A 23,593-nucleotide genomic window follows, 5' to 3' on the forward strand; every position below is an offset into this window, starting at 1 on the left:
ACCTTCCTTAGTGTTGTTGCGAAAAATCCGTGTACCAGGCCCACACCCGGGCATGGGAAATAACGCTTGTGGCGAGGGGATTTATCCCCGATGGGGCGCGAAGCGACCCCGAGCAGCTTCCAGTAACCGAGTTGTCCGGGTGAGCGACTGCTGCGCAGTCGATCGGGGATAAATCCCCTCGCCACAAGTGTGTGTTCACCTGACCTGCGGGGTTTGTTTCAGAACTGCCAATTCAGGCTCAGCCCCACGCCGTGGCTCTTCTCGCGGTTGGCCAGTTGTCCGTTGTAATCGAGGTTGACTCGCACGTCCTTGCTCAGCGCCAGGCTGGCTTGTACGCCGACCAGCGCCGCGTCACGCACCAATGCCGAACTCTCGACCGCGTACGGTGTGCTACCGCTGGCAAAGCGCAGATGCTGTTCGGCGTCGATGTCGCTGAGGCTGTGCTGCCAGCCGAGGTGGCCGCTGACGTCCAGTGCCTGTTGCGCCGACAAATTGAAGCGCTTAACCGCACGCACACCGAGGGTGCTGAGGACCGCATCACGCTGGTCGCCGGAGCTTTTCAGCGCCGCCGCGTCGCCCTTTTCCGTGAAGCCTTCGGTATCCAGATGCACGTAAGCGAGGTTGGCGAACGGCTCCAGTGCCAGCGGCTGCAGGTTCAGCCGGTAAGCCGCTTCACCGAAAACCTGCGTGGTCGCCGCATCGACCTTGGCTTTCTGTTTGGCGCTGACGTCACCGTATTGCAGATCGCGCTTCACATCGGCGCGATGCCAGCTGTAGGCCGCGCCAGTGCTCAGGCGCCAGGCGCCGATGTCATGACCGGCGTAAGCGCCGAGGTGATAGCTGTCGACCTTGGCCGACGAATGCGTGTCCGAGCCCATGTTCAGCGAGCTGTCGCTGTAACCGGTGACCAGACCGATGCGCGTCTGCTCGTCCAGCGCGCCGTCAACACCGGCGAGCAAACCGCCGATTGAGGTGCTGTAGCGCGAGGTGTCGTTACCTGAGTTGGTCGAACCCCAGGCGCCGAGGGCCTTGATCCAGCCATTGCTTTGCGTGGCGTTGGCATCGTGCAGACGCTCACCGACCGCGTCGCGCAACTGGCGGCTGTCATTGATCAGCATCGAGCCGAGCGCCGGGTAGATTTCGCCGCTCAATTGCTGGAAGGCTTGCTGCGCCGAGGCGGCAGACGCCGACAGCAGCAGGCTTTCGTACACCGAATTGCCGGCGCCGAGGCCTTCGACGGCGGCCGCCACCGCACGCTGATTCGGGGTCTGCCCGACGCTGGCGAACGAGGTGGCGTTGCGCTGAATGTCGAGCTGAATGGCGTTGGCCGTGTAGTCGAGGTTGCCGCCGATGAACAGGTAATCCGGCAGCACCGCGCCGAACTGGCCCTGAATACCACCGGCCGCTTGCAAAATGTCGTACGAATGGCCGAGCAGGCTGCGGGTTTCAGTGGTGCTGAGCAGGGTCGGACTGTTTTCCAGCGACAGGCTGACCGTGGCACCGCTGATGCTCGCGCTGCCGCCAGCGACGATGCGGTCGCTGCTGGTCGGCGACAGCTCGACCGCGTAGGTCGAGCCTGGGGCGAAAGTCACGTCACCGGCCACGCTCAAGGTGCCGATGGAGTTGCCCGGCGCCACGCGGCCACCGCTGTTGGCGATCAGCGAAGCGATCCTCCCCGAACCGCCAAGGGTGCCGCTGTCGTTGACGGTCACCGCCGAGGCCAGCGAGCCGTTGACGCTCAACAAGCCGCCATTGACCGTGGTCGGGCCACGGAAAGTGTTGTCGCCGGTCAGCAGCAAGCGCCCTGCCCCGGACTTGATCAGGCTGCCCTGATAGACCCGCGTCGCCGCTGCGGCATCGCGCGCCATACCGACGGCGTAGTCGGTCTGATCCTGCTGAGTGGCGCCGGCCGGAATACCGTTCTGCCAGCCCTTGTCCTGCAAGGTCTGCTGCCAGGCGCCGTGTTCGGCGAGGTCTTCGCGCTGGCGCTGAATCAATGCCTTGTCGGAGATGTCATTGCCCCACACATCGCTTTGCCCGGCCGCCAGGTTGGCATCGAACGCGCCAAGCAACTGCCCCGGCCCGCGCATCGCCCGGTTCAGGTTGGCCACGCCCCAGCCGACCCGCTCGGTCGGCGCATCGGTAATCGAGCCGTCGAGTTGCGTGGCGGTGGTCAGCAGCACTTCGAGCGCCTGCTGATTATTCATGTACGGGTAGCGTTCCATCACCAGCGCCAGTGCCCCGGTAGCGTGCGGCGCGGCCATCGAGGTGCCGGACTTGATTGCGTAATCGCCACCCGGAATGGTGCTGTCGATCTTCGCCCCCGGCGTGGTGATGCACCAGTATTTGGCGATACCGCACTGGTTGTACTTTTGCTGATTGCTTTGGTCCAGCCCGGAAACTGCCAGCCAGTGGCCTTCGAGGTCCGGCTGAAAGTACGGCAGCGCCGAGCGCACGCTGGCGTTCGGGTAGCCGCTGTTGCCGGCACTGAACACGTTGATCACGCCACGACGCGAGACGTCCGCCGCCGCGTCGAGCCAGGTGCCCTGATTCCAGTGCTGGGCGTAAGCGGCATGCAGATCGGCCAGGGTGCGATAGCTGACATCCGGCGGCTGACTGCCCCAACTGTTGTTGATTGCGCGCACGCCGGCAGCGGCCAGGGCGTCATACGCGGCTTTGAAATAACGCGGGTCGGGTTTCGGGCCGAACAGAAAGCTGTCGTTGTTGTTGGTGTTGCCGACGTAGATTTGCGCGTTGTACGCCACCCCGTGCATGCCGGTGCCGTCACGGCTCGCGCCCATGGTGCCGACCACGTGGGTGCCGTGGGAATCGTTGTTGGGGTTGAGGGTGCCGTTGACGTTGAACAGTGAGCCGTCGACGTAACTGCCGGAGGCCAGCACCGGGTGGTAGCGGTCGCTGGCGAACTCGGGGTGGCCGGCATCGAAGCCGGAGTCGAGGGCGCCGATCTTCACGCCTTTGCCGGTGATGCCGGCAGCGTAGGCCTGATCCGCCTGCATCCGCGCAAGGCCCCAGTCACGCTGGAATTCGGCGCTGCGCCAACTGGCGGGATCGCCGGGCTTGCCGGTTTCAAGGTACTGCGCATTGGCTTGCGCGATGGAAACTGCGAGCAACAGGGTGCCGACCGCTGCCGGCTTGATGCGTACTTCCATGTTCACCACTCACTTTTATTGTTTTATGCAGGTTCTTCTGCGGTGTAAAACCCTCACCCCAGCCCTCTCCCAGAGGGAGAGGGAGCCAATCCGGGTGTCTTGAGCCATGCATCGACCTGAGAAACCGAGTCGATTATGGATTCAGCACCGCTCACTCATATCGGTGCCCATCTGGAACACCCCCCATTCAGTCCCCTGTCCCTCTGGGAGAGAGAGCCAATCCGGGTGTCTTGAGCCATGCATCGACCTGAGAAACCGAGTCGATTATGGATTCAGCACCGCTCGCTCATATCGGTGCCCATCTGGAACATCCCCCATTCAGTCCCCTCTCCCTCTGGGAGAGGGTTAGGGTGAGGGCCACTCCCAAGCCATGCACATTAGCGATGAGCAACACCGAACGCCTCATCCACCCGCGCCAGATCCTGTTCGTTCAACGTCCCCGCGTAGTAATGCAGCTTGGTCCAGGCCATCAAGTAGTCGTAGCGCGCCTGGGCCAGATCGCGGCGGGTGGTAAACAGTTGCTGTTCGGCGTTCAGCGCATCGAGGTTCGTCCGTTCACCGCCAAGAATGCTTTGCTTGGTCGACACCACCAGTGCTTCAGCCGAGGCCAGGGCCTTCTGGTAGGCGCGCAGTTTGTTGACGCCCGACAGGCAGGCGCTGAACTGGCGGCGCAGTTCGATCAGCGTCTCGCGGGTCTTGCCGTCGAGTTCGTATTCCGCCTGCTCCATGGTGCGGCTGGCCTGACGGGTCGAGGCCGATACCCCGCCACCGGCGTACAGTGGCACGTTGACTTCAAAGCCGATGGTGTTGGTGTCATAGCGCTGGTTATAGGTGTTGCCGCTGTCCGATTCAGTCTTGCGGATCGACGCATAGGCACTGACTTTCGGCAGGTGCCCGGCGCGGTTGCGCTCGACTTCGTACTTGGCCACTTCCACCGCCTGGCGTTGCGACGCCAGATTGGGATTGTTGCTGATCGCCAGCTCATGCCAGGTGTCGTAGTTGGCCGGCATCAGCGCGAAGGTCTGGAAATTCTGATCCAGTGGTGCCAGCTCGCTGATGTCCACCGTCTGCACGCCGACCAGCGCGCCCAACTCGCGCAGCGCCGCGTCCTGCTCGTTGCGCGCCTCGATCTCTTCGGCGGTCGCCAGTTCATAGCGCGACTCGGCTTCGAGAATGTCGGTGCGGGTGCCCTCGCCCTGCTTGAACATGTGCTCGTTCTGTTGGAACTGCTGCTCATAGGCCTTTTTCTTGGCCTGGGCGATGTCGATCTGATCCTGGGCGAACAAGGCCTTGGTGTAGTTATCCAGCACCCGCACCAGCAGTTCCTGACTCTTGCCGCGAAACGCCTCGTCGGCGAACAGCGACTGCGCCACGCCTTTGCGATACGCCGCGTAGGCTTCGTAGTCGAGCAACGGTTGCTGCAAGGTCAGGGTCGAGCCATAGCTGTTGTAGTTGCGGTCTTCGGTGAGGTTGCCGCGAGCGGTCAGTTGCGTGGCCTTCGAGGTGTTGTGACCCCGGTTGTAGTTGTAACCCAGTCTCGGCAACAGCCCGGCGCGGCCGATGATGCGGTTTTCCAGGCCCGCGTCGCGCTCCTTGATCGCGCCGAGGAACACCGGATCGTTGCGCAATGCCTGTTCGTAGACTTCGAATGGCCCCATGGCCGCCAGCGCGCTGTTTCCTGCGAGCAGCGCGAACGCTGCTCCCAACATCGAAAGCTTATTCATACAGCCGAACATCCTTATTCTTCAGTCAACGCAGAGCCAGCGCGATCGAGCAGTGGTTTGAACAGGTAGTTGAGCAGTGACCGTTCGCCCGTGCGCACGAACATTTCTGCCGGCATACCGGGCTTGATCACCAGGCCATGGAGTTTTTCCATCGCCTGATCACTGACGCTGCTGCGCAACACGTAGTACGGCACGCCGGTTTTCTCGTCGACCATCTGGTCGGCGGAAATCAGGCTGACCTCACCCGGTACACGCGGGGTCTTGCTCTGGTTGAACGCGGTGAACAGGATGTCGACCGGCAGATGCGTGCCGACCTTGTCGATCAGGTTGATCGGCAAGTGCCCTTCGACTTCCAGGGTGGTGCCTTGCGGGACGATCTCCAGCAGGGTTTCGCCCTGACGCACCACAGCGCCTTCGGTGTGCACGCCAAGGTTGACCGCCACGCCGTCGGCGGTGGCGAGGATCTCGCTGTGTTGCAGGTCGAAACCGGCCGAGGTCAGTTGCTCGGACAGGGTCACGCTTTTGAGTTGCGCGTCGGCCAGTTGCGTGCGCACTTCCTTTTGATATTCCTCGCCATGCTGTTGCAGTTTCAGGCGCGATTCGAGGATGCCCTGCTCCACCCGGCCGCTTTCACCGGTGTTTTCCGCCAGTTGTTGCTGCACTTGCGACAGCTGACGCTGGTACTCCATCAAGCGGTTGCGCGGGATGTAGCCGTTGTCCGCCAGTGGCTGCAGGTTGCTCAGTTGCTGTTGCAGCGAATCGGCCTGGGCATTGAGGTCGGTGCGGGCGCGACGCATGCCCGCCAGCTGCGCGGTGGCGCCTTCGATGCTGGCGCGCAGACCGGCCTGCTCGCGGTAGAACGCTTCGCGACGGCTGCTGAACAGTTGACGCTGGCCTTCAAGAACCAGCGCCAGACGCGGATCCGGATCGTTACTCAGTTCGGCAGGAAAGGTGATTTCTTTGAGGTTGTCGCGCTCGGCCTGCCAGCGTGCGAGGCTGGCCCAGGCCATGCGGTACTGGGCTTGCAGCGACTGCACGTCGGCGGCCACCTGGGTCTGATCGAGGCGAAACAGCGGTTGACCCTGCTTCACGATCTCGCCTTCGCGCACCAGAATCCGGCTGACCACGCCGCTGCTCATCGACTGCACAGCCTTGCGCTTGCCCGAGACCACCACGGTGCCCTGCACCGGAATGCCCTGATCAAGCGGCGCCAGTGCGGCCCAGGTGAAGAAACTGCCGGCGCCGACGATGGCCAGAATCCAGCCCATGCGGGCGAAGAATTTCGCATCGCGCTCCGGGCGCTCGGTGACGTACGCGTGTTCCATGGAGGCTTCGTTTTCAGTGTTCATGCTGGCGCTGCTCATACACCCGAATTCCTTGTCGAGGGCTGGTACTGCCGGCTCATGCTGAGCCCGCCCGGTGCCTGCGCGGATTTTTCCCGTTGTTGTTCCTGAGCGCCGGACAGCGCCTTGAGCACTTCCTGACTGGCGCCGAACGCCTGCAAGCGGCCATCGTTGAGCACCAGCAGTTTGTCCGCCTGAGCCAGTACCGAAGAGCGATGCGTCACCAGCACCACGGTGGTGCCCTTGGCCTTGAGCTGGGCGATGGCGCTGGCCAGCGCGGCTTCACCAACAGTGTCGAGGTTGGAGTTCGGCTCATCGAGCACCACCAGGCTCGGATCGCCATACATCGCACGGGCCAGGGCCACACGCTGCTTTTGACCGCCGGACAGGCCACTGCCGTCCTCGCCCAGTTGCGTGTCATAGCCTTGCGGCAGGCGCAGAATCATCTCGTGGACGCCGGCCTGTTGCGCGGCGGCCACGACCTTCTCCGGGTTGGCTTCGCTGAAACGGGCGATGTTCTCGGCGATGCTGCCGCTGAACAGTTCGATGTCTTGTGGCAGGTAGCCGATGTACGGGCCGAGCTCGTCGCGGTTCCAGCGATGGATGTCGGCACTGTCCAGGCGCACCGTGCCGCCGAGGGTCGGCCACACGCCGACCAGCACACGGGCCAGGGTCGACTTGCCGGAACCGGAAGCACCGAGCACGCCGAGCACTTCACCAGCGCCCAGATTGAAATTGATCATCTGCAGGGTTGCCGCGCGCTGCCCCGGAGGGCCGGCACTGACTTGCTCGAAAGTGATCTGGCCTTTCGGCGCCGGCAGCGCCATGGCGTCGTCACTCGGCGGGAACGCCTGCAGCAAAGAGTCCAGACGACGATAGGCCAGCTTCGCCCCGCTCCACTGTTTCCACACGGCGATCAACTGGTCGATCGGGCTCAGCACGCGGCCCATCAGGATCGAACCGGCAATCATCATCCCGGCGGTCATGTCGCCCTTGATCACCAGCAACGCACCGAGGCCCAGCACCAGCGATTGCAGGCACAGGCGCAAGGTCTTACTGATCGAGCTGATCACCGCGCCGGTGTCGCTGGCCTGATTCTGCAGACCGAGGAAACGCGAGTGCACACCGAACCAGCGCTTGCGCAACGCGCCGAGCATGCCCATGGCCTGGATGGTTTCCGCGTTGTGCAGGTGACTAGTGGCCAGTTGGCTGGACTTCTGCGAGTAACCGGCGGCTTCGCCCAGCGGTTTTTTGGTCATGTATTCGTTGAGGTAGGCCAGCGCAATCAGCAGCAGCGCGCCGGCTGTGGCGAGCACGCCCAGCCAGACGTTGAACAGGTAGATGACAAACAGATAGACCGGGAACCACGGCGCGTCGAAAAACGCGAACAGGGCCGGGCCGGTGACGAATTGTCGAATGTGAGTCAGGTCGCCCAGCGATTGCCCGGCGTTGCCCTCGCCCTTGAACAGGTTGCGTTCGAACGCCGCCTGATACACCCGCAGGTTGAAGCGGCGCTCCAGTTGGCTGCCGATGCGGATCACGATGAAGCTGCGCACCACCTCCAGCATGCCGATGAAGGCAAAGAAGCCAACCACCATCAACGACAGCATCGCCAACGTCGTTTCGTTCTGCGAAGACAGTACGCGGTCGTAGACCTGCAGCATATAAATGGAGGGCACCAGCATCAGCACGTTAATCAGTGCGGTAAAGCACCCGACGCTGATCAGAATGCTTTTATAGTCACCCAAAGCCTTGAACAAGGGAGCGGTGGCTGGGGCCTTCGCCATCTTCATTGTTTCTTCCTGAAATGATAGATCCCGCCAGACTTCGACGAGCGCTCAATTAATGTTCCGCCTACCTGCGAAAGATGTTTTGCAAGTACTCGCTTACCATTCAACAACTGCGACGATCACTTATAACGTTCAAACACTGCCATATATTCGAACTGGATTAGTTGAGCGTTTATTTCGTCGCGCGCTCGAGTGTAACAACCAGGCCCGACTTCAAAGTGCTGGAATAGAGCCCGTCACCTTGTCGGCTGAAAAACACGATTCTTGAACCTTCCTTGCCGGTGATCGAAACTCCGTCGGGTTCCGGAAACCAACCGATGGGTGAATCTTCCAGCCATGCGCCGAGGCATTCGGCGCCCTTGCCGACGGTCTGATTGGCTTGCAGTTCGAGGGCACAGGTGTTCGACGGTTTATCCTGCAGCTTTTGCACTTCGGGCGCGTCATTTTCAGTGCTCAACGTCGCCTGCCATTGCCCGGCAAAAACCGATGGATCTTCAAGTCTGAGGCTGCTTGCCATGGTTGTTTCTCCAGAAATCATGATGAACGCCGCCGAAAGCCACGCCATTGCCTTGTAGGTAAAAACTTTACAGATCATCAGAAAATTCGCTCCAGCACCTAGCCTTGCCCAGCCATCAACACGATGCAAGCAAAGAAAGCGGCGCATCAAGCGCCGCTTCCCGTTTCACATCACGCCACGATGTCGCTGGTCGCTGCCTGGCCCACGGTGCTGACCTGGAAGTCCGCCACGCCGTGCCCGGAGAAATCCACCGACAACAGGCTGTTACCGCCCGACGAGGTCAGGATCGCGTCGCCGGCCGAACCGGTGAAGCTGCTGACAAAGTGCAGGCCGGAACCGTTGGTGATGGCGCTCAGGTCGATTTTGTCCAGACCGCTGACGAAATCGAGGATCTGATCGATTGCACCCGGCTTGGAGTCGGAGCTGGAGGCGAACACGAAAGTGTCCGAACCCGCACCGCCCCACAGTTTGTCCGCACCACCAGCGCCGTAGATGATGTCGTTGCCGGCACCGCCCTTCAGCTCGTTGGACGCACTGTTACCGATCAGCAGGTCGTTGCCCGAACCACCAATGGCGTTCTCGATGGTCACGCCCTTGGCGATGGACACGTTACCGATCATGCCGCCAACGTCGGAGAACGAGGCTTCGTTGAGATTGATCTTCTGGTTCTGGGTGAAACCCGAGAAGTCGAAGGTGTCCTTGCCGCCCGCGTCCCAAACCGAGAACACCAGCTTGTCGCTCGACGACGAGGCGCTGAGGAAATCGCGACCGGCGTTGGAGTTGAAGCCGTAGGTGGTGTCACCGGTACGGGTGTTCATGTTGGCACCGTACAGCTTCTGGATGGCCGCGATGTCATCCATCAGCGGGCCGGAAGCATAGGCTTCCACACCACCCTTACTGAAGTTCTGGGCGGTGTTGCTTTCGCTCCAGTAACTCATGAGGCTGTAACCGCGGGTGTCTTGCCCGTAGGAAGCATCCTTGTAAGTCGGATTGCCTTCGCCGGCGTTGTAGTCGCCAGGGTGAGACAGGCCCAGGGTGTGGCCGATTTCGTGGGTCAGGGTTTGACGCCCGTAATTGTTCAGACCCGGGGTTTTGTTGACGTCGTAGCCACTGCCGGTCAGGTACCAGGATTGACCGTCATAGCCTGGCTCGGTGCCTGGCAGGAACGCAAACGCCGCTGCGCCTTCCTGGCCGCCGCTGTAGTTACCGAAGGTCATGTGCCCGTCGCCACCTCGGGCCGATTCGGTGAACGTCACGTTGGCGACATCCGCCCAGGATTGCATGGCGAGCACGGCCTGGGCTTTCTGCAGGGAGCTGAACTGACTGAAACCGGTGACGCCCAGGCCGCTGAAGTTAGCGGTTTTGGCGGTCAAAAAGGTGTAGGTCAGTTCGATCTTGCCACTGTTGTCCAGGTCGTGCCAGGAGGCACCGTCGCGCAACAGTTGAGTGGCGGCTTGATCCACCGAGAAGGACGGTTTGCCATTGACCGTGAGGTTGCCGCCACGATCGTATTGATGGCTGAAGCTATTGATCTGGTTCCAGGCAGAGCTGGTCGCAGCCAGAGATTGCGCTGCGCCGACAGGCACGAATGTGTCTGCGGTGATATCAATAGCGTTCGCTTTTACTTTCGACATAAACACACTTCCTTGTTTAGCAATGGAACAGTTTTTGTCAGATAGCGACGATCCCTGGCGAGATCGTCCTATCACTCGCCCAATGAAGGCGTAAGAAACCTGACACAATTTGAAATCTGTCGTCTAGCATTTTTTTGAGATCAAAACCGACTGTTCCGTCAAATGCCCGTAAACAATGACTGCGGGGTCGAAAGATTGTTATGAGGTGTTTGTTCTCGCCTAATTGTCTGACGATTTTCTATTTAAATATTAAATATGGGTAAGTTGCTTTTTGATAGATACGTCTCACTTTGCTGCACTCTATTAGTGCGATGCCAGTGTATTGATATCAAATAAAATGCTGCGCTGAAAACACATTGTGGGAGCGGGCTTGCTCGCGAATGCGGCTTATCAATCAACATAATTGCTGACTGAACGGACGCATTCGCGAGCAAGCCCGCTCCCACAGGAATGAAGTGAATCAACTACCCGTTCGGATCTTGTTCCACACCCGCGTGCGGATCCGATCGATGTTCAGCGGCATTGCCTCCAGCGCAAACAGCTTGCCCATCATCTCCGGGCTCGGATAGACCTTGGTGTCACCCTTGATTGCCGGATCGATCAGGCTGTCGGCCTGCTGGTTGCCATTGGCGTAGTGCACGTAATTGCTGATGCCGGCCATCACATCCGGACGCAGCAAATAGTTCATGAACGCGTAACCGGCCTTCTCGTCCGGCGCATCGGCGGGCATGGCGACCATGTCGAACCAGATGGCGGCGCCTTCCTTGGGAATCGCGTAACCGATGTCGATGCCGTTCTTCGCTTCCTTGGCGCGGTTTTCCGCTTGCAGGATGTCACCGGAGAAACCGACCGCCACGCAGATATCGCCATTGGCCAGGTCGCTGGTGTATTTCGAGGAATGGAAGTAGCTGACATACGGCCGCACTTTCATCAGCAGTGCTTCGGCTTTCTTGTAGTCCTCGGGGTTCTTGCTGTGGGGCGGCAAGCCCAGGTAATTGAGCGCCGCCGGCAGCAGTTCCGGGCCGTTATCGAGGATCGCCACGCCGCACTTCTGCAGTTTTTCCATGTATTCGGGCTTGAAGATCAGATCCCAGGAATCCACTGGCGCGTTATCACCCAGCACCGCCTTGACCTTGGCGACGTTGTAGCCGATGCCGGTGCTGCCCCACAGATACGGGAAACCGTGCTCGTTGTTCGGGTCATTGACCTGCAAGGCCTTGAGCAACACCGGGTTGAGGTTTTTCCAGTTCGGCAACTGGCTCTTGTCGAGCTTCTTCAGCGCCCCGCCCTGGATCTGCCGCGCCATGAAGTGGTTGGAAGGGAACACCACGTCATAACCGGATTTGCCGGTCATCAACTTGCCGTCGAGGGTTTCGTTGCTGTCGTAGACGTCATAGGTGACGCCGATGCCGGTGTCTTTCTGGAAGTTTTTCGTGGTGTCCGGCGCGATGTAGTCCGACCAGTTGTAAATCTTCACCGTTTCGGCGGCATGACTAATGGAGGCGACCAGCAGCAGCGGCGCCAGAGCGAGGGTTTTCTGGATCATGGGGTCGATTCCTGTAGTGGCTATTTTTGTTGGCAGGCAATCAAAGGATCAAACAATCAGAAAATAAGGACGTAGCTCTTGCGCACGGTCTCCTGGATATCCCAGATGCCGAGCGTATTGGCCGGCAACATCAGTGCGTCGCCACCTTGTATGTGCAGGGTTTCGCCGTCGTCGTCCGGGGTGAACGTGCAACGGCCGGAGATGAAGTGGCAGAACTCCTGTGCGGTGATCTGCCGGCGCCAGCGCCCCGGGGTGCATTCCCAGACGCCGGTTTCAACGCCATCGTCGCGCTCGACGCTGGTGGTCGAGGCAATAGCGACCGGCTCGCCGAGTGGCACGGCGACCGGGCTGGATTCGTCCAGTTGCAGGCTGGCGGTGTTCTTGAACTGCGTAATGCTCATGGGGGGACCTGTCTTTTGAAGAAAATGGCGGTTAGTGCATGAAACCTTCCATGAAGCCCGCGACCTGGCTGGCAAGCTTGCGCCGCCACGGTGCAGTGGCCGGGTTGGCCAGGGTCTGGTCTTCGTGGACAAAACTTTTGATGATCGCGTTGTAGCCAAGCCAGCGGCACGGCTCCGGCTCCCAGGCGCGTAGCGCATGAATTCCGCCGTCCGACAGCACCCACGGCTGATGCACCAGTTCGGTATCGCGCTCAAGAATCAGATCGGCCAGGGTGCGGCCGCCGAGATTGCTGGCACCCACACCCTCCCCGCCATAACCGCCGGACAGCGCAATGCCATTGGCGCGATCGCAGAGCATGTGCGGCTTGAAGTGCCGGGACATGCCGAGGTTGCCGCCCCAGGCGTGGGTGATCTGCACGTTTTTCAACTGCGGGAACAGCTCGCCGAACAGATAGCGGCGCAGCTCAACCTCATCACGGGTCAGATCGAAGTTGTGGCGCAGTTTGCCGGCGAACTGGTAACCGCCGCGGGCGCCGAAGATCAGGCGGTTATCGGCGCTGCGCTGGCCATAAGTGACCTGACGGCTGAACTCACTGAAAGCCTGGCCACGGTTGAGGCCGATTTCATCCCAGGTCGCTGCCGACAACGGCTCGGTGGCGACAATCAAGCTTTGCACCGGCAACTGATAGCGGCCCAACGGTGGGAGCGTGACCGAATAACCTTCGACCGCCGGCACAATCCAGCGACTGCGCACACTGGCCCTGGCCGTGCGCAAACTGCCGGACTGCCAATGGGTGACTGGGCTGTTTTCATAGATCTTCACGCCCATGCTCTGCACGGTGCGCGCCAGACCGCGCACCAGTTTCGCCGGGTGAATGGTCGCCACGTGCGGCGCGTAAATGCCGCCGTAGGGTTTCGCCACACGAATCTGTTGCGCCAGTTGCTCGGGGTTCAGCCAGCGGTAATCGTTGTCGGTCAGGCCTTGGGCGTGCAGTTTGTCGAGGTATTCGCGCAGGCTGGCTTCCTGCTCCGGGTAACGGGCGGCGCAGTACAGCACCCCGCCTTTACGGTAATCGCAGTGGATGCTCTCACGTTCGAGGACAACTTCCACCTCATCGGGGATGCTGTGCAGCAGATCAAACGATGCGCGGCGTTGTTGTGGAGAGAGACCGGCGAACAGTCGATCCTCGCCCAGCAGGTTACCCATCAGCCAGCCGCCATTGCGCCCGGACGCGCCGAAACCGGCGGTTTGCGCCTCGACGATGGCGATATCGAGACCGGGGGCGAGTTTTTTCAGGTAGTACGCGGTCCACAACCCGGTATAACCGGCGCCGATGATCGCCACGTCGACATCCAGATCCTGCTCCAGCGCCGGCCGCGCAATCAGCGGCTCGTCGAGTTGATCCATCCACAAACTGATAGTGCGCCACGCCGGCATGCAAGACTCCGCCACTGAAAACCTTCGATGGCGTCGATCCTAGTGTGTGACTTCAATCACTGTCTTGCGCGCGTGCCCGCAAAGAAATTTGTTTAGCGTAGGCCTTCGGCGACTGGCCGGTGTGTTGGCGGAAACAACTGTAGAACGCTGACAGCGAGTTGAAACCGGCAGCAAACGCCAGCTCATCGATGCGCAGCGGTGGCGTGGCCTGATCCAGTGACTTGAGCAAGTGCTGCAGGCGGGCCTGGTTGACGTAGCGATAGAAGCTCTGGCCCAACACCTGATTGAGCAGATAGGAAATCTGATTGCGGCTGTAGCCGCACTCCTTTGCCACCCGTTGCAGATCCAGTTCCGGATCGAGATACGGTTGCTGGCGTTCGAAATATTGCTGCAGATCCTCGGCCATGAAACTGATCTGGCGCGGCGACAGCCCCAAGCGACTGACCGCCGGGCGCTGACTGGGTGCGACAGCGCCGTTGGTTTGCGTGCGGACCAGCGAGGCGTATTCGTTGACCCGCCAGATCAGGCCGTCCTTGACCGTGATCGCTTCGCTGGATCGGAATGACACCAGCCCGTCGCCACCGCGCAAAGTCACTTCGTATTGAATGAACGCGGTGTTGCCATCCACGCGAATCCGGTCGCAATGCTCGAGCGCTTCGTCGGATTCTCGCGGCATGCTCACGCGCACGTACTCACGCAATTCGTCGAGGCCGAGGACCCGGTTCTGAAAGAAATCGTTGTATTGGACGTCCGGGTGATACAGCGCCATGACGCTGTCCAGATCGCGGTGCTTCCAGCTCAGGTGGTAGCGCATGACCGTGGCGGCCGTGGCCGGGGTCTGTTCGGGGCCGTCATCGTCGGCGTGCATAAAGGGCTCGGCGCAAAAGAACCGAGCTTGCCCAAGTTCGACAAAACGATCAACGAGCAAACCGTAGTGGCCATTTGGCGATGACTGATCCCGACGTGACTTACATCAAAAAACGCGCAGCAATCGCAAAATGAACTGAAAAATCTCACGGAAAATTCACACGCGGGTGCTACTTTTAACGTCACTGACCGGTTGAGCCAATGAAGGCTCTTCCCACCTAACATGAGCAAAAGGAAGCGCTCGATGAAGAAGGCGGGCAACACATGAATAAAGGCTCCAGTAAAGTCACGTTTCCCAATGCGTGCCAACTGATGCGTTGGCACTTTCATCCCATGGGTTTTGAGGCAACGATGGATGCGCCGGGCAGCATGATTGCCCGTCTGTTTGATCGTGCCAGCGGTGAAACCATGATCGCCATCGCCGGTATTCCTTGTGCGACGGTGATGAACGCGGCCGATGTCGAGCGCATCATTGAGGCTGTGGAAGACGAACTGGAGGCTTTCATTCCTCCGGAATCTCTCAAGAGTTACGCATAAACTATTGTTTTATATAAAAAAGCCCGCCAATTCAGGCGGGCTTTTTTTGTGCTTGCGTGCTACGCGTTTTGCGGCTGTTTTCGGTGATCGACGAAGTATGCCTTGCCTTGGGCAACCCGATCGGACGCCCTTGGCATGTTCACCGCCTGGGTATCCTGCGGCTCGACGTACCAGTAGCAATGGCTGACCGCCCGGGTGATACCAACGTAGGCCAGCCGCAGAATCTCGTCCTTCTGCGCCGTGTCATAAGGCTCACTGTCGCCAGCCTTGCCCAAGCCGGCCATGCGATACACTTGATTCTTGTAGGGCGAACTGGTCAGGTGCTGGCAGTCACCGAGCAGGAACACCGCATCAGCCTGCAGCCCCTTGGCGCTGTGGTAAGTCAGCTGTTTCAGCCGTCGCGCTTCGTACGGCAAGCTCGAATCAACATTAACTACAGGCTGAATATGCTGCTCTATCAATAACTTATCGCTGCTTTTTCGATAGAGCATCAAGATCGAATCGCCACGATTGTAATGTTCAGCCAGGCGCTGTCCCAAGGCCTGATCATCGCGCTCCAGCACATTGACTGGCTGCAATGCCTTGGGAGCACCGCTGGCCTTGGCCTTCTTGCCGGGGATTGCCGGCGCGGCGCGGACGATGTGTTCGGCAGCATCGATGATGTGCTGATGGCTGCGATAGTTGTCACTGAGCATCACCCGCGTGGTGCTCGGTGACGGGAATTCCTTGTTGAACTCCATGAAGTAACTCGGCGAACTGCCGCGCCAGCCGTAGATCGACTGCCAATCGTCGCCGACACACAGCAACGAAGAACGCTGCGCACCCCGCCCGACATGCATGGCCGGGCCGCGACTGCGGATTTCCGCGAGGCTGGCGCGGATCCACGAGACGATTTGCGGCGATACGTCCTGAAACTCGTCGATCATCAGGTGCGACATCGGTCGCAGCAGCTCATCGCTGAGCAACTTGAGGTTCTCCGGCGAATGTTCGCTGAACAGCGCGAACATTCGGTTGTAGGTCATCACCGGCGGCTTCTGATCGAGCAAATGATCTTCCAGGGCACGCCAGAACAGGCTCAGCGCCTCAAAGAAGAATCGGTCCGGGTCGTCTTTGGCAAAACTCATGCGGCCGACGGCATCCGGCACGTCCAGCCCAAGGTTTTCGATAAAGCCGGCCGCCGCAACAAAACAGTCCAGTAACGGCGCCGAAACCAGTTCACCTTTGACCTTGTAATCGAACCCCGGACCCGCGCTCGCATCGCCAGCCAACGTCGACAGAACCCGCTTTGACATTTCATAGCTATCCAGCCAAATCAATGGCTTACGACAGAAAGCTTGAAACAGGGTGCGCTTCACAGCCCATTCAGCACGCACGCTAAGTTTGGCGTTTGGACGGCAGATTTGCGGGTTTTCCCGGGGATCGAAGCCGAGCACCACCCAGGCATCGAGGCTGGGAATGTACCCGTGGCAGTGAAAGGTCGAACCGTTGATCTCGAACGTCTGCCGGCTGGGCTCAATGCCCTTGATCGGCCAGGCACCGGCGCGAAACCACAGGTCTTCGATGGCATCGCACAGTTCTTCGTCGCGTTTGGCTGCCAGTTCGGTCACCGCCATGCGCTTCTGCACGTCCGGGTGATCGCGCTCAAGCTCCTTGAGCTGCAAGGCAGCCTTGGCCAGTGGTTGAATCAACTGGCGGAAACGTTGGTCCTGATTGAATAAACGGTGGTAGCACGCGTTGAGCTGCTGGCGCTGGGCATCGTTGATCCGCAGATCGAACGGGTTGCTGTCGACCTCCTCGTCAGCGCCTTGTGGCCGATTGCTGAGATTTTCAAAAGCCTGCAAGCGTTCGAACCCCGGCAGGCTGCGTACCATCGGCAAAATGCGTGAGTGAAAGGTGCGCACCAGTTCCCGCGCCTGTTGCAGGCTCAATGGCTGGCCCCAGAGCGCGAACATCTCGATCAGCTTATTGATGAAATCCTTGCGCGACTCACGGGTGAAGGTCACCACGGTCATTGAATCCAGCTCAAAGCCCAGATAATGCGTGAGCAACAGGATGCGCAGCACCAACGTGGTCGACTTGCCTGCCCCGGCCCCGGCGATCACCGAGGTCGAAGGAGTGTCACTGAAAATCATCTTCCATTGAGCGAGGCTTGGCTGGGTATGCGCGGGCAGCAGGCGCGCCACATCGGCTTTCATGCGTTTCTTCAGCTCGGCGCTGAGCGGCAGACGCCAGTCGTCGAACAGATGATTATCGACGCTCGGCGGACGATGCTCGGTGCTGCGACTGTCACGAATCAGCAAAACCTGGCGGCCTTCCTCCAGCCCTTCAAGTTTTCCCTCTTTGAAGCCGTACTCCACGCCAGCGGTGTGTCCGCTGCGAAAACCGTCCGCCTGACCGTGCAGCCAAGAGGCTCGGTGCTGGGCGCGCAAACGCGTCAGGCCGTGGCCGAAAAAACGCGCGGCCAGACGCTTGAACCATGGCATCTCGGCCAGTGGGCGAAGTTCGGGAGGAAGATCGGGAGTGTGTTGCGCCACGCTGAGGGGCTCCAGTGTGTGAGGCTGTTGGGGGCTATGGTGGCCGTATTCGCCCGTGAGTTCTAGCGAAATGCTTACAGCTCATTGGTTTAGGCGATGAACTGAAAGTTGGATGAGATCGTTTCGAGCCAGTTTCTCATCAACGGATTCGATGAGAATGCCGCACTTTTTACGCTTTTTCTCGATGGTTGCCTGATGGATGATGCCCGTCATAACCGACGGTCTCGCTTCATGGCTTTGGCGTTACGCCCCATGACGAACCTTTTGAGGAGACGATCATGCTTGAACTCAGACCTTTCAATACGCTGGGCGGCGCTCACCACGGCTGGTTGGATGCCCATCACCACTTTTCGTTCGCCGAATACTACGATCCGCAACGCATGAACTGGGGCAATCTGCGGGTGTGGAACGATGACGTGATCGCCGCCGGCACCGGATTCCCGCTGCACCCGCACCGCGACATGGAAATCATCACTTACGTGCGTGAAGGTGCGATTACCCACCAGGACAACCTTGGCAACAAGGGCCGTACTGAAGCAGGCGACGTGCAGGTCATGAGCGCCGGCACCGGCATCGCACACAGCGAGTACAACCTGGAAGACAAAGAGACCCGAATCTTTCAGATCTGGATTCTGCCGACGGAAACTGGCGCGCCGCCATCGTGGGGTGCCAAACCGTTCCCCAAAGGCCAGCGCGAAGGCTTCGTGACCCTCGCCAGCGGCAAGGACGGCGACGATCAGAGCCTGCGCATTCGCGGTGATGCGCGGTTGGTCGCGGCCAACCTCAAGGCCGGCGAAACAGCTGAATATCAGTTGGATGCCGGACGTCGAGCGTATCTGGTACCCGCCACCGGTCTGATTGAAGTCAATGGCTTGCGCGCACAAGCTCGAGACGGTGTCGCCGTCGAGCATGAGTCAATACTGACGGTGACGGCACTCGAAGACAGCGAAATCGTGTTGGTGGATCTGGCTTGATCGCCTGATATGCAGGTAAAAAAAGGGGCGACCGTCATGGTCGCCCCTTTTTTGCAGCTTTTGTGGCGAGGGGATTCATCCCCGATAGGCGCAAAGCGGCCTTCTTTTCAATGGAGCGGACTGCTACGCAGTCCATCGGGGATAAATCCCCTCACCACAGGAAGAACTCACCCCCCTGAAGATCACTTGGTGCTGATTGCGCCATCCACCAGCGTTTGCGCTTCAGCCACCAGTTGCTTGAGGTGGTCATCGCGAATGAAGCTTTCGGCGTAGATCTTGTAGATGTCTTCGGTGCCCGAAGGACGTGCGGCGAACCAGCCGTTTTCGGTCATCACCTTCAGACCACCAATGGCCTGATCGTTGCCCGGCGCATGGCTGAGAATGCTCTGAATCTTCTCGCCTGCCAGTTCGGTCGACGTTACTTGCTCCGGCGACAGTTTGCTCAACAGCGCTTTCTGCTCAGGGTTGGCCTTGGCGTCTACGCGCACCGAGAACGGCTCGCCCAGCTCATCGGTCAGTGCGCGATAAGCCTGGCTTGGATCACGCCCGGTACGAGCAGTCATTTCCGCCGCCAACAACGCCGGAATCAGACCGTCCTTGTCGGTGCTCCAGACGCCGCCGTCCTTGCGCAGGAACGAAGCGCCAGCGCTTTCTTCGCCACCAAAACCCAGCGAGCCATCGAACAGGCCATCGGCAAACCATTTGAAACCGACCGGCACTTCGTACAGACGACGTCCCAGACGCTTGGCCACACGATCGATCAGACCGCTGCTGACCACGGTTTTACCCACGGCGGCGTCGGCGCGCCATTGCGGACGGTTCTGGAACAGGTAATCGATGGACACCGCCAGATAGTTGTTCGGTGCCAGCAGACCACCCGACGGGGTGACGATGCCATGGCGATCGTGATCCGGGTCGCAGGCGAAGGCCACGTCGTAACGCTCCTTGAGACCGATCAAACCTTGCATGGCATGGCTGGACGACGGGTCCATACGGATCTGTCCATCCCAGTCGACCGTCATGAAGCGGAAAGTCGGATCGACCTGCTTATTCACCACATCCAGATCAAGACGGTAATGCTCGGCAATCGCCGACCAGTAGCGCACCCCTGCTCCGCCCAACGGATCTACACCCAGACGCAGCTTGGCGTCACGGATGGCATCGAAGTCGATCACGTTGATGAGGTCAGCGACGTAGGTGTTGAGGTAGTCGTGACGGTGGGTGGTGCTGGCCTTGAGCGCCTGCTCGTAGCTGATGCGTTTGACGCCTGCCAGCTTGTTGGCCAGCAGCTCGTTGGCCTTGGCTTCGATCCACTTGGTGATGTGGGTGTCGGCCGGGCCGCCGTTGGTAGGGTTGTATTTGTAGCCCCCGCTTTGTGGCGGATTGTGCGACGGCGTAATCACGATGCCATCGGCCAGGCCCGAGGTGCGGCCACGGTTGTAGCAGAGGATTGCATGCGAAACCGCCGGTGTCGGCGTGTATTCGTCACCTTCGGCGATCATCACGGTCACGCCGTTGGCCGCCAGCACTTCCAGCGCACTGGCCCCGGCCGGGGTCGACAGCGCATGGGTGTCGATACCGACGAACAACGGGCCGTCGATGCCCTGGGCTTCGCGATACAGGCAGATCGCCTGGCTGATCGCCAGAACGTGCCATTCATTGAAACTCAGGTCGAAGGAGCTGCCGCGGTGCCCGGAAGTACCGAATGCAACACACTGGGTGGCAATCGAAGCGTCCGGTTGGCCGGTGTAATAAGCCGTTACCAGTCGCGGGATGTCGACCAACAATTCTGCTGGTGCCGGTTTGCCCGCAAAAGGACTGATAGTCATGCAAAACCTCTGAAATAGAGTGGTTCAGGAAATAGAGCGCAGTTTACTGACACTTCGACCGCAGCGCGACGGGATCTATCCGACAGATTTCAACGTTCATTCCAGCGGCGCCAAGCGCAACGCCTCTCCCAACCTCTCGAGCGCTCCGCCCAAGCCGCTCTCGCCATGATCCAGCAGGTTCAGGCGCAGATGCCGACGGTGCAATCCCTGCAAGCTGAACAGTTCGCCCGGCGCAATCAACACATGTTGCCTGAGCAGGCGCTGAAACACATCGCGCATGTCCACCGGCCGCCGTGCCCGCACCCAGACCGTCGCCCCACCTTGTGGCTCGACAACCTGCAACGCTTCGCCCAGACGTTCGCGCAACAAGTCGATCATCGGCGTACGGCGTTCCTTGAGGAGCCGGCGAAGTACGTGCAGATGCTGATCGACCCGACCGTTTCCATACAGCCGGGCAATGGCTTTCTGGCGAACGGGCGACAACCGGAACGAGCGCATCAGAAAATGCCGCTGCATTTCGTGCTTCCATTGGCGCGACAACACGTACCCGTAAGGCGCTTCGATACCGATGAATTTCTCGAACGTGGAGAAGACCAGCAGTCGGTCAGGGTCCAGTTGATCACGCAGACGCTCGACGCCCGTTGCCTCGCCCAGTTCACCGTAGCAGTCGTTTTCCAGCACCCAGGTGCCGTGCTCGCCAAGCAGGCCGGCGATCGCGTTGCGGTTATCCGCTGGAACCTGTGTACCGCGCGGCATGCACAGGCCCGAGGACAGCAGAATCAGCCGCACGTCTTCGGTCTTGAGCAGTGTTTCCAGCCGCTGCGGCTCCAGCCCGCCACAGGCCTGCAACGGCAGTTCGATTACACGCACCTCAGCCGCCTGCAGCAACCGCAGTATCACCCAGTCACAGGGCGACTCGACCAGAATGGTTGTGTGCCTGAGCTGCAGAACGGCCACCAGGATCTCCAGCACCCCGCGCATATCCGCGCCGATGTAAACATCCTCGGCGTGCCAGCACTGCTTTGGCGAGGTGGTATAGCGGGCCGCCAGGACGGCGCGTAATTCCAGTTCACCACAAGGCTGGTCGAGCAACGGCGGCTGGCGGGGATACTGGCGCAGCAGCTCACGCTCCAACAACAGCAATGGACTGTCCAGTGACTGCAGCGAAACCGGATCATCAGCATTCAACAAACGCATACCCGGGTGCCGCGCGTTGACATAGAGCGTTTCGAGCAGATCATTGCTCATGGCAGGTGGCGTCCCCCCCGAAACCGCCCTGGCGTAATACCCGGACTTGGCCACCGAATAGATCCGCCCTTCCTTTTCGAGCAACGAGTAAGCGTATTGAATGGTCGAGATCGACACGTTCAAGCGATCTGCCAACTGACGCAGCGATGGCAGCCGTGAATTGCCATCGTAAGCCGACTCGGCCATCAAGCGCATCAGGTATCGATAGACTGCCTGGTAGGCGAAACCGGATTCCCGTGCAGCCTTCATGAGACGGACACCATAACCGTTGGTGCGCCCAAGGATCGCTCGCTCACTTCATCGTTCCACTGACCGGTCACCCACGCCGGAGCCATCGAGGCCTGCCGCGTCGAGTGCGGTCTCCAGTGTTTGCCGGGCCGCACCGTGCGCAGGCAAGGGTTCCATGGCGTAGAGGTGGCCGATGAGCCGAACCGGTAAACCGCTGACGTCCATCATCCACTGCATTACCTGCTCCGGGCCGTGCAGCCCCTGCATGGCCCGATGCAAATCAGGCAGCGCCACCAACATGCCGGGATGACAGCTGCGCAGAAACCGCTCGAGCCCGGCTCCACGCTCGATGAACGGCGTGAACAGCAGGCAGATCCATTGTGCTTCGCTCAGACCGTAAGTCTGGTGCAGCCAGCTCGCCGCTGCTTCGCGCAGTTCTTCCGTGGTCTGCCGTTGCCCCAATCTTGCGATCATCTGCTCGCAGACCGGTTCCGGCACCCGCTGCAGCTGCATGTTCGCCAGCATGCGCTGGACATGTTCCGAGAACCCCGCTTCATAGCTGCGATCGCTGATGAACTCCGCTTCCAGGCCGCGTAAATGGGCCTCGATCAAAGGGTCGGCGTATTCGCCCTCACCCTGGTGAAACACCCATTCCTCTGCCTCGAACCCCAGAAACTCGCTCAGTAGCGGCCAGCGTTCTTCAAGATTGCCGACCGCCATGTCATGAATGTCGACAAATGTCGTGCGACGACATGACTCGAAGCCACCCTCGGGACGCCAGCATTGCCGCTCCGATTCGGAGTAAAAACCGCGATACAAATCCCCTCCCAATCCGTCCAGCAAAGCGAACAGCTCATCGAACGTCCCGGAATTCGGCGTCAGCGCCCCGATACCGGCCTTCTGCACGGCCCGGTCCAGGTCTTCGACAAACTGCTTCTGACGACGCGGCGATTCGCTGGCCAGCCAGGCATCCACGCCGTTACTCCAGCGAGCAATCTGGCCGTAAAATTCGGCCCAGGCCAGGCAGGCGTCGTCCCGCCACTCAAGCTTCTCGCCCCTGGCACGTCGATGCCCCATCATCAGCAGATTGGTGCGATGGGCGTCCGCGCTGTCCATTCCGAGTGGCGCCAGATGGTTGAACGGCAACACTTGTCGATGTTCCACCATGAGCAACTCGACACGGGGGTCGTCATACAGAAACAAGGCAGCGAAGCTGCGGTGCATGTTGTTCAGCGCCGCCGTCCCCGATTCGCTGCGGCGCAAGGTGGCCACACGTAACTGGAACGTGGCGGGGGCGCGGCCGGCAATACTCAACTGGGCGGCGCGCAGCAGCGCCAGCATGTAGCAACTGTCACGGGTACCGGATGGCGTCACCATGACCTTGTATTCACCCATGCGCTCCATTCCGCCGGCGGCGACCACCAGACGCTGGATCAGCAACTGCAGCGCTGTGCGCTCGGCTCTGGAAAAGAAACTCAGCAGGCGTTGCAATACTTGCTGGTAGACATAGTTCATTGCCTGATCATGGATCGTGCTCATCAGTACTTTACCCGGCATAAAAAATTCATATCGCGCATCAGCGATGACGCTGGCGCAATAAATTCATCAATAAGTAATAGACGATCAAATACTAACACTTATGATTTTGAAGTTATTTGAAACACTTGACGCAATGAAGTCAGCAACCCCACCGCCTCAGACAACGTAAACCCCCGTCAGCATTGAGTTTTTTCTGATCAGAAAATATCTGAGGAAACTTCTTACAGCGTCCCACGAACATTGAGTACAACAAAAGCAGAACAACAATAGGAAA

General features: G+C 59.9%; 16 protein-coding genes. 2 read left to right on the plus strand and 14 right to left on the minus strand.

Annotation, left to right across the window (positions count from 1 at the left end; genetic code table 11):
• Nucleotides 1–218: 218 nt before the first annotated feature.
• The 10 genes from E3Z29_RS17360 to E3Z29_RS17410 all read right to left on the minus strand — a co-directional run bounded on the left by E3Z29_RS17360 (nt 219) and on the right by E3Z29_RS17410 (nt 14,431).
• Nucleotides 219–3,170, minus strand: a complete 2,952-nt coding sequence (locus E3Z29_RS17360) for an autotransporter serine protease (protein ID WP_134786448.1) — start codon at nt 3,168–3,170, stop codon at nt 219–221.
• Between the two features lie 377 nt (nt 3,171–3,547).
• Nucleotides 3,548–4,906 carry a TolC family outer membrane protein gene (locus E3Z29_RS17365; protein WP_098964081.1) on the minus strand — a complete coding sequence of 453 codons (1,359 nt, stop codon included), beginning with the start codon at nt 4,904–4,906 and terminating at the stop codon, nt 3,548–3,550.
• A 2-nt stretch (nt 4,907–4,908) separates the two neighbouring features.
• Nucleotides 4,909–6,258: an HlyD family type I secretion periplasmic adaptor subunit gene (locus E3Z29_RS17370; RefSeq protein ID WP_003225006.1), complete on the minus strand. Its 1,350-nt coding sequence runs from the start codon at nt 6,256–6,258 to the stop codon at nt 4,909–4,911.
• A complete protein-coding gene (locus E3Z29_RS17375) occupies nt 6,255–8,030 on the minus strand; it encodes a type I secretion system permease/ATPase (RefSeq protein ID WP_134786449.1) in 1,776 nt (591 codons plus the stop codon). Before E3Z29_RS17375 ends, E3Z29_RS17370 begins: the two co-directional genes overlap by 4 nt.
• 169 nt (nt 8,031–8,199) lie before the next feature.
• Entirely contained in the window at nt 8,200–8,622 is a 423-nt protein-coding gene (locus E3Z29_RS17380; RefSeq protein WP_167734209.1) for an AprI/Inh family metalloprotease inhibitor, read from the minus strand.
• 92 nt (nt 8,623–8,714) lie between these two features.
• Complete coding sequence (locus tag E3Z29_RS17385; RefSeq protein WP_134786450.1) at nt 8,715–10,178, minus strand: serralysin family metalloprotease; 1,464 nt, start codon at nt 10,176–10,178, stop codon at nt 8,715–8,717.
• Nucleotides 10,179–10,638: 460 nt separating this feature from the next.
• Nucleotides 10,639–11,724 (minus strand): polyamine ABC transporter substrate-binding protein, encoded by a 1,086-nt coding sequence (locus tag E3Z29_RS17395; protein ID WP_134786451.1) that lies wholly within the window; start codon nt 11,722–11,724, stop codon nt 10,639–10,641.
• 56 nt (nt 11,725–11,780) lie between these two features.
• Nucleotides 11,781–12,125 (minus strand): cupin domain-containing protein, encoded by a 345-nt coding sequence (locus E3Z29_RS17400; protein WP_134786452.1) that lies wholly within the window; start codon nt 12,123–12,125, stop codon nt 11,781–11,783.
• Nucleotides 12,126–12,156: 31 nt separating this feature from the next.
• Nucleotides 12,157–13,563, minus strand: a complete 1,407-nt coding sequence (locus tag E3Z29_RS17405) for an FAD-binding oxidoreductase (protein WP_134786453.1) — start codon at nt 13,561–13,563, stop codon at nt 12,157–12,159.
• 52 nt (nt 13,564–13,615) lie between these two features.
• Nucleotides 13,616–14,431, minus strand: coding sequence for an AraC family transcriptional regulator (locus tag E3Z29_RS17410; RefSeq protein ID WP_134786454.1), 816 nt, complete (start codon nt 14,429–14,431; stop codon nt 13,616–13,618).
• Between the two features lie 263 nt (nt 14,432–14,694).
• Here E3Z29_RS17410 and E3Z29_RS17415 point away from each other — a divergent pair, with 263 nt between their 5' ends.
• Nucleotides 14,695–14,967: a DUF1652 domain-containing protein gene (locus E3Z29_RS17415; RefSeq protein ID WP_025109621.1), complete on the plus strand. Its 273-nt coding sequence runs from the start codon at nt 14,695–14,697 to the stop codon at nt 14,965–14,967.
• Nucleotides 14,968–15,026: 59 nt separating this feature from the next.
• On the opposite strand, the gene E3Z29_RS17420 is transcribed toward E3Z29_RS17415, so the two are convergent.
• Entirely contained in the window at nt 15,027–17,501 is a 2,475-nt protein-coding gene (locus tag E3Z29_RS17420) for a UvrD-helicase domain-containing protein (protein ID WP_134786455.1), read from the minus strand.
• 278 nt (nt 17,502–17,779) lie between these two features.
• Between E3Z29_RS17420 and E3Z29_RS17425 the strand changes: the two genes are divergently transcribed.
• Nucleotides 17,780–18,475: a pirin family protein gene (locus tag E3Z29_RS17425; RefSeq protein ID WP_027612774.1), complete on the plus strand. Its 696-nt coding sequence runs from the start codon at nt 17,780–17,782 to the stop codon at nt 18,473–18,475.
• Nucleotides 18,476–18,657: 182 nt separating this feature from the next.
• Here E3Z29_RS17425 and pgm read toward each other — a convergent pair whose 3' ends face one another.
• The 3 genes from pgm to E3Z29_RS17440 form a co-directional block, all read right to left on the minus strand.
• Entirely contained in the window at nt 18,658–20,304 is a 1,647-nt protein-coding gene (gene pgm / locus E3Z29_RS17430; RefSeq protein ID WP_134786456.1) for a phosphoglucomutase (alpha-D-glucose-1,6-bisphosphate-dependent), read from the minus strand.
• Between the two features lie 96 nt (nt 20,305–20,400).
• Nucleotides 20,401–21,801, minus strand: a complete 1,401-nt coding sequence (locus E3Z29_RS17435; RefSeq protein ID WP_134786457.1) for a PLP-dependent aminotransferase family protein — start codon at nt 21,799–21,801, stop codon at nt 20,401–20,403.
• A gap of 48 nt (nt 21,802–21,849) precedes the next feature.
• Nucleotides 21,850–23,319: a hypothetical protein gene (locus E3Z29_RS17440; RefSeq protein WP_134786458.1), complete on the minus strand. Its 1,470-nt coding sequence runs from the start codon at nt 23,317–23,319 to the stop codon at nt 21,850–21,852.
• Between the last annotated feature and the right edge of the window lie 274 nt (nt 23,320–23,593).

This window comes from Pseudomonas sp. S150, assembly GCF_004526365.1.
GTDB lineage: Bacteria > Pseudomonadota > Gammaproteobacteria > Pseudomonadales > Pseudomonadaceae > Aquipseudomonas > Aquipseudomonas putida_A.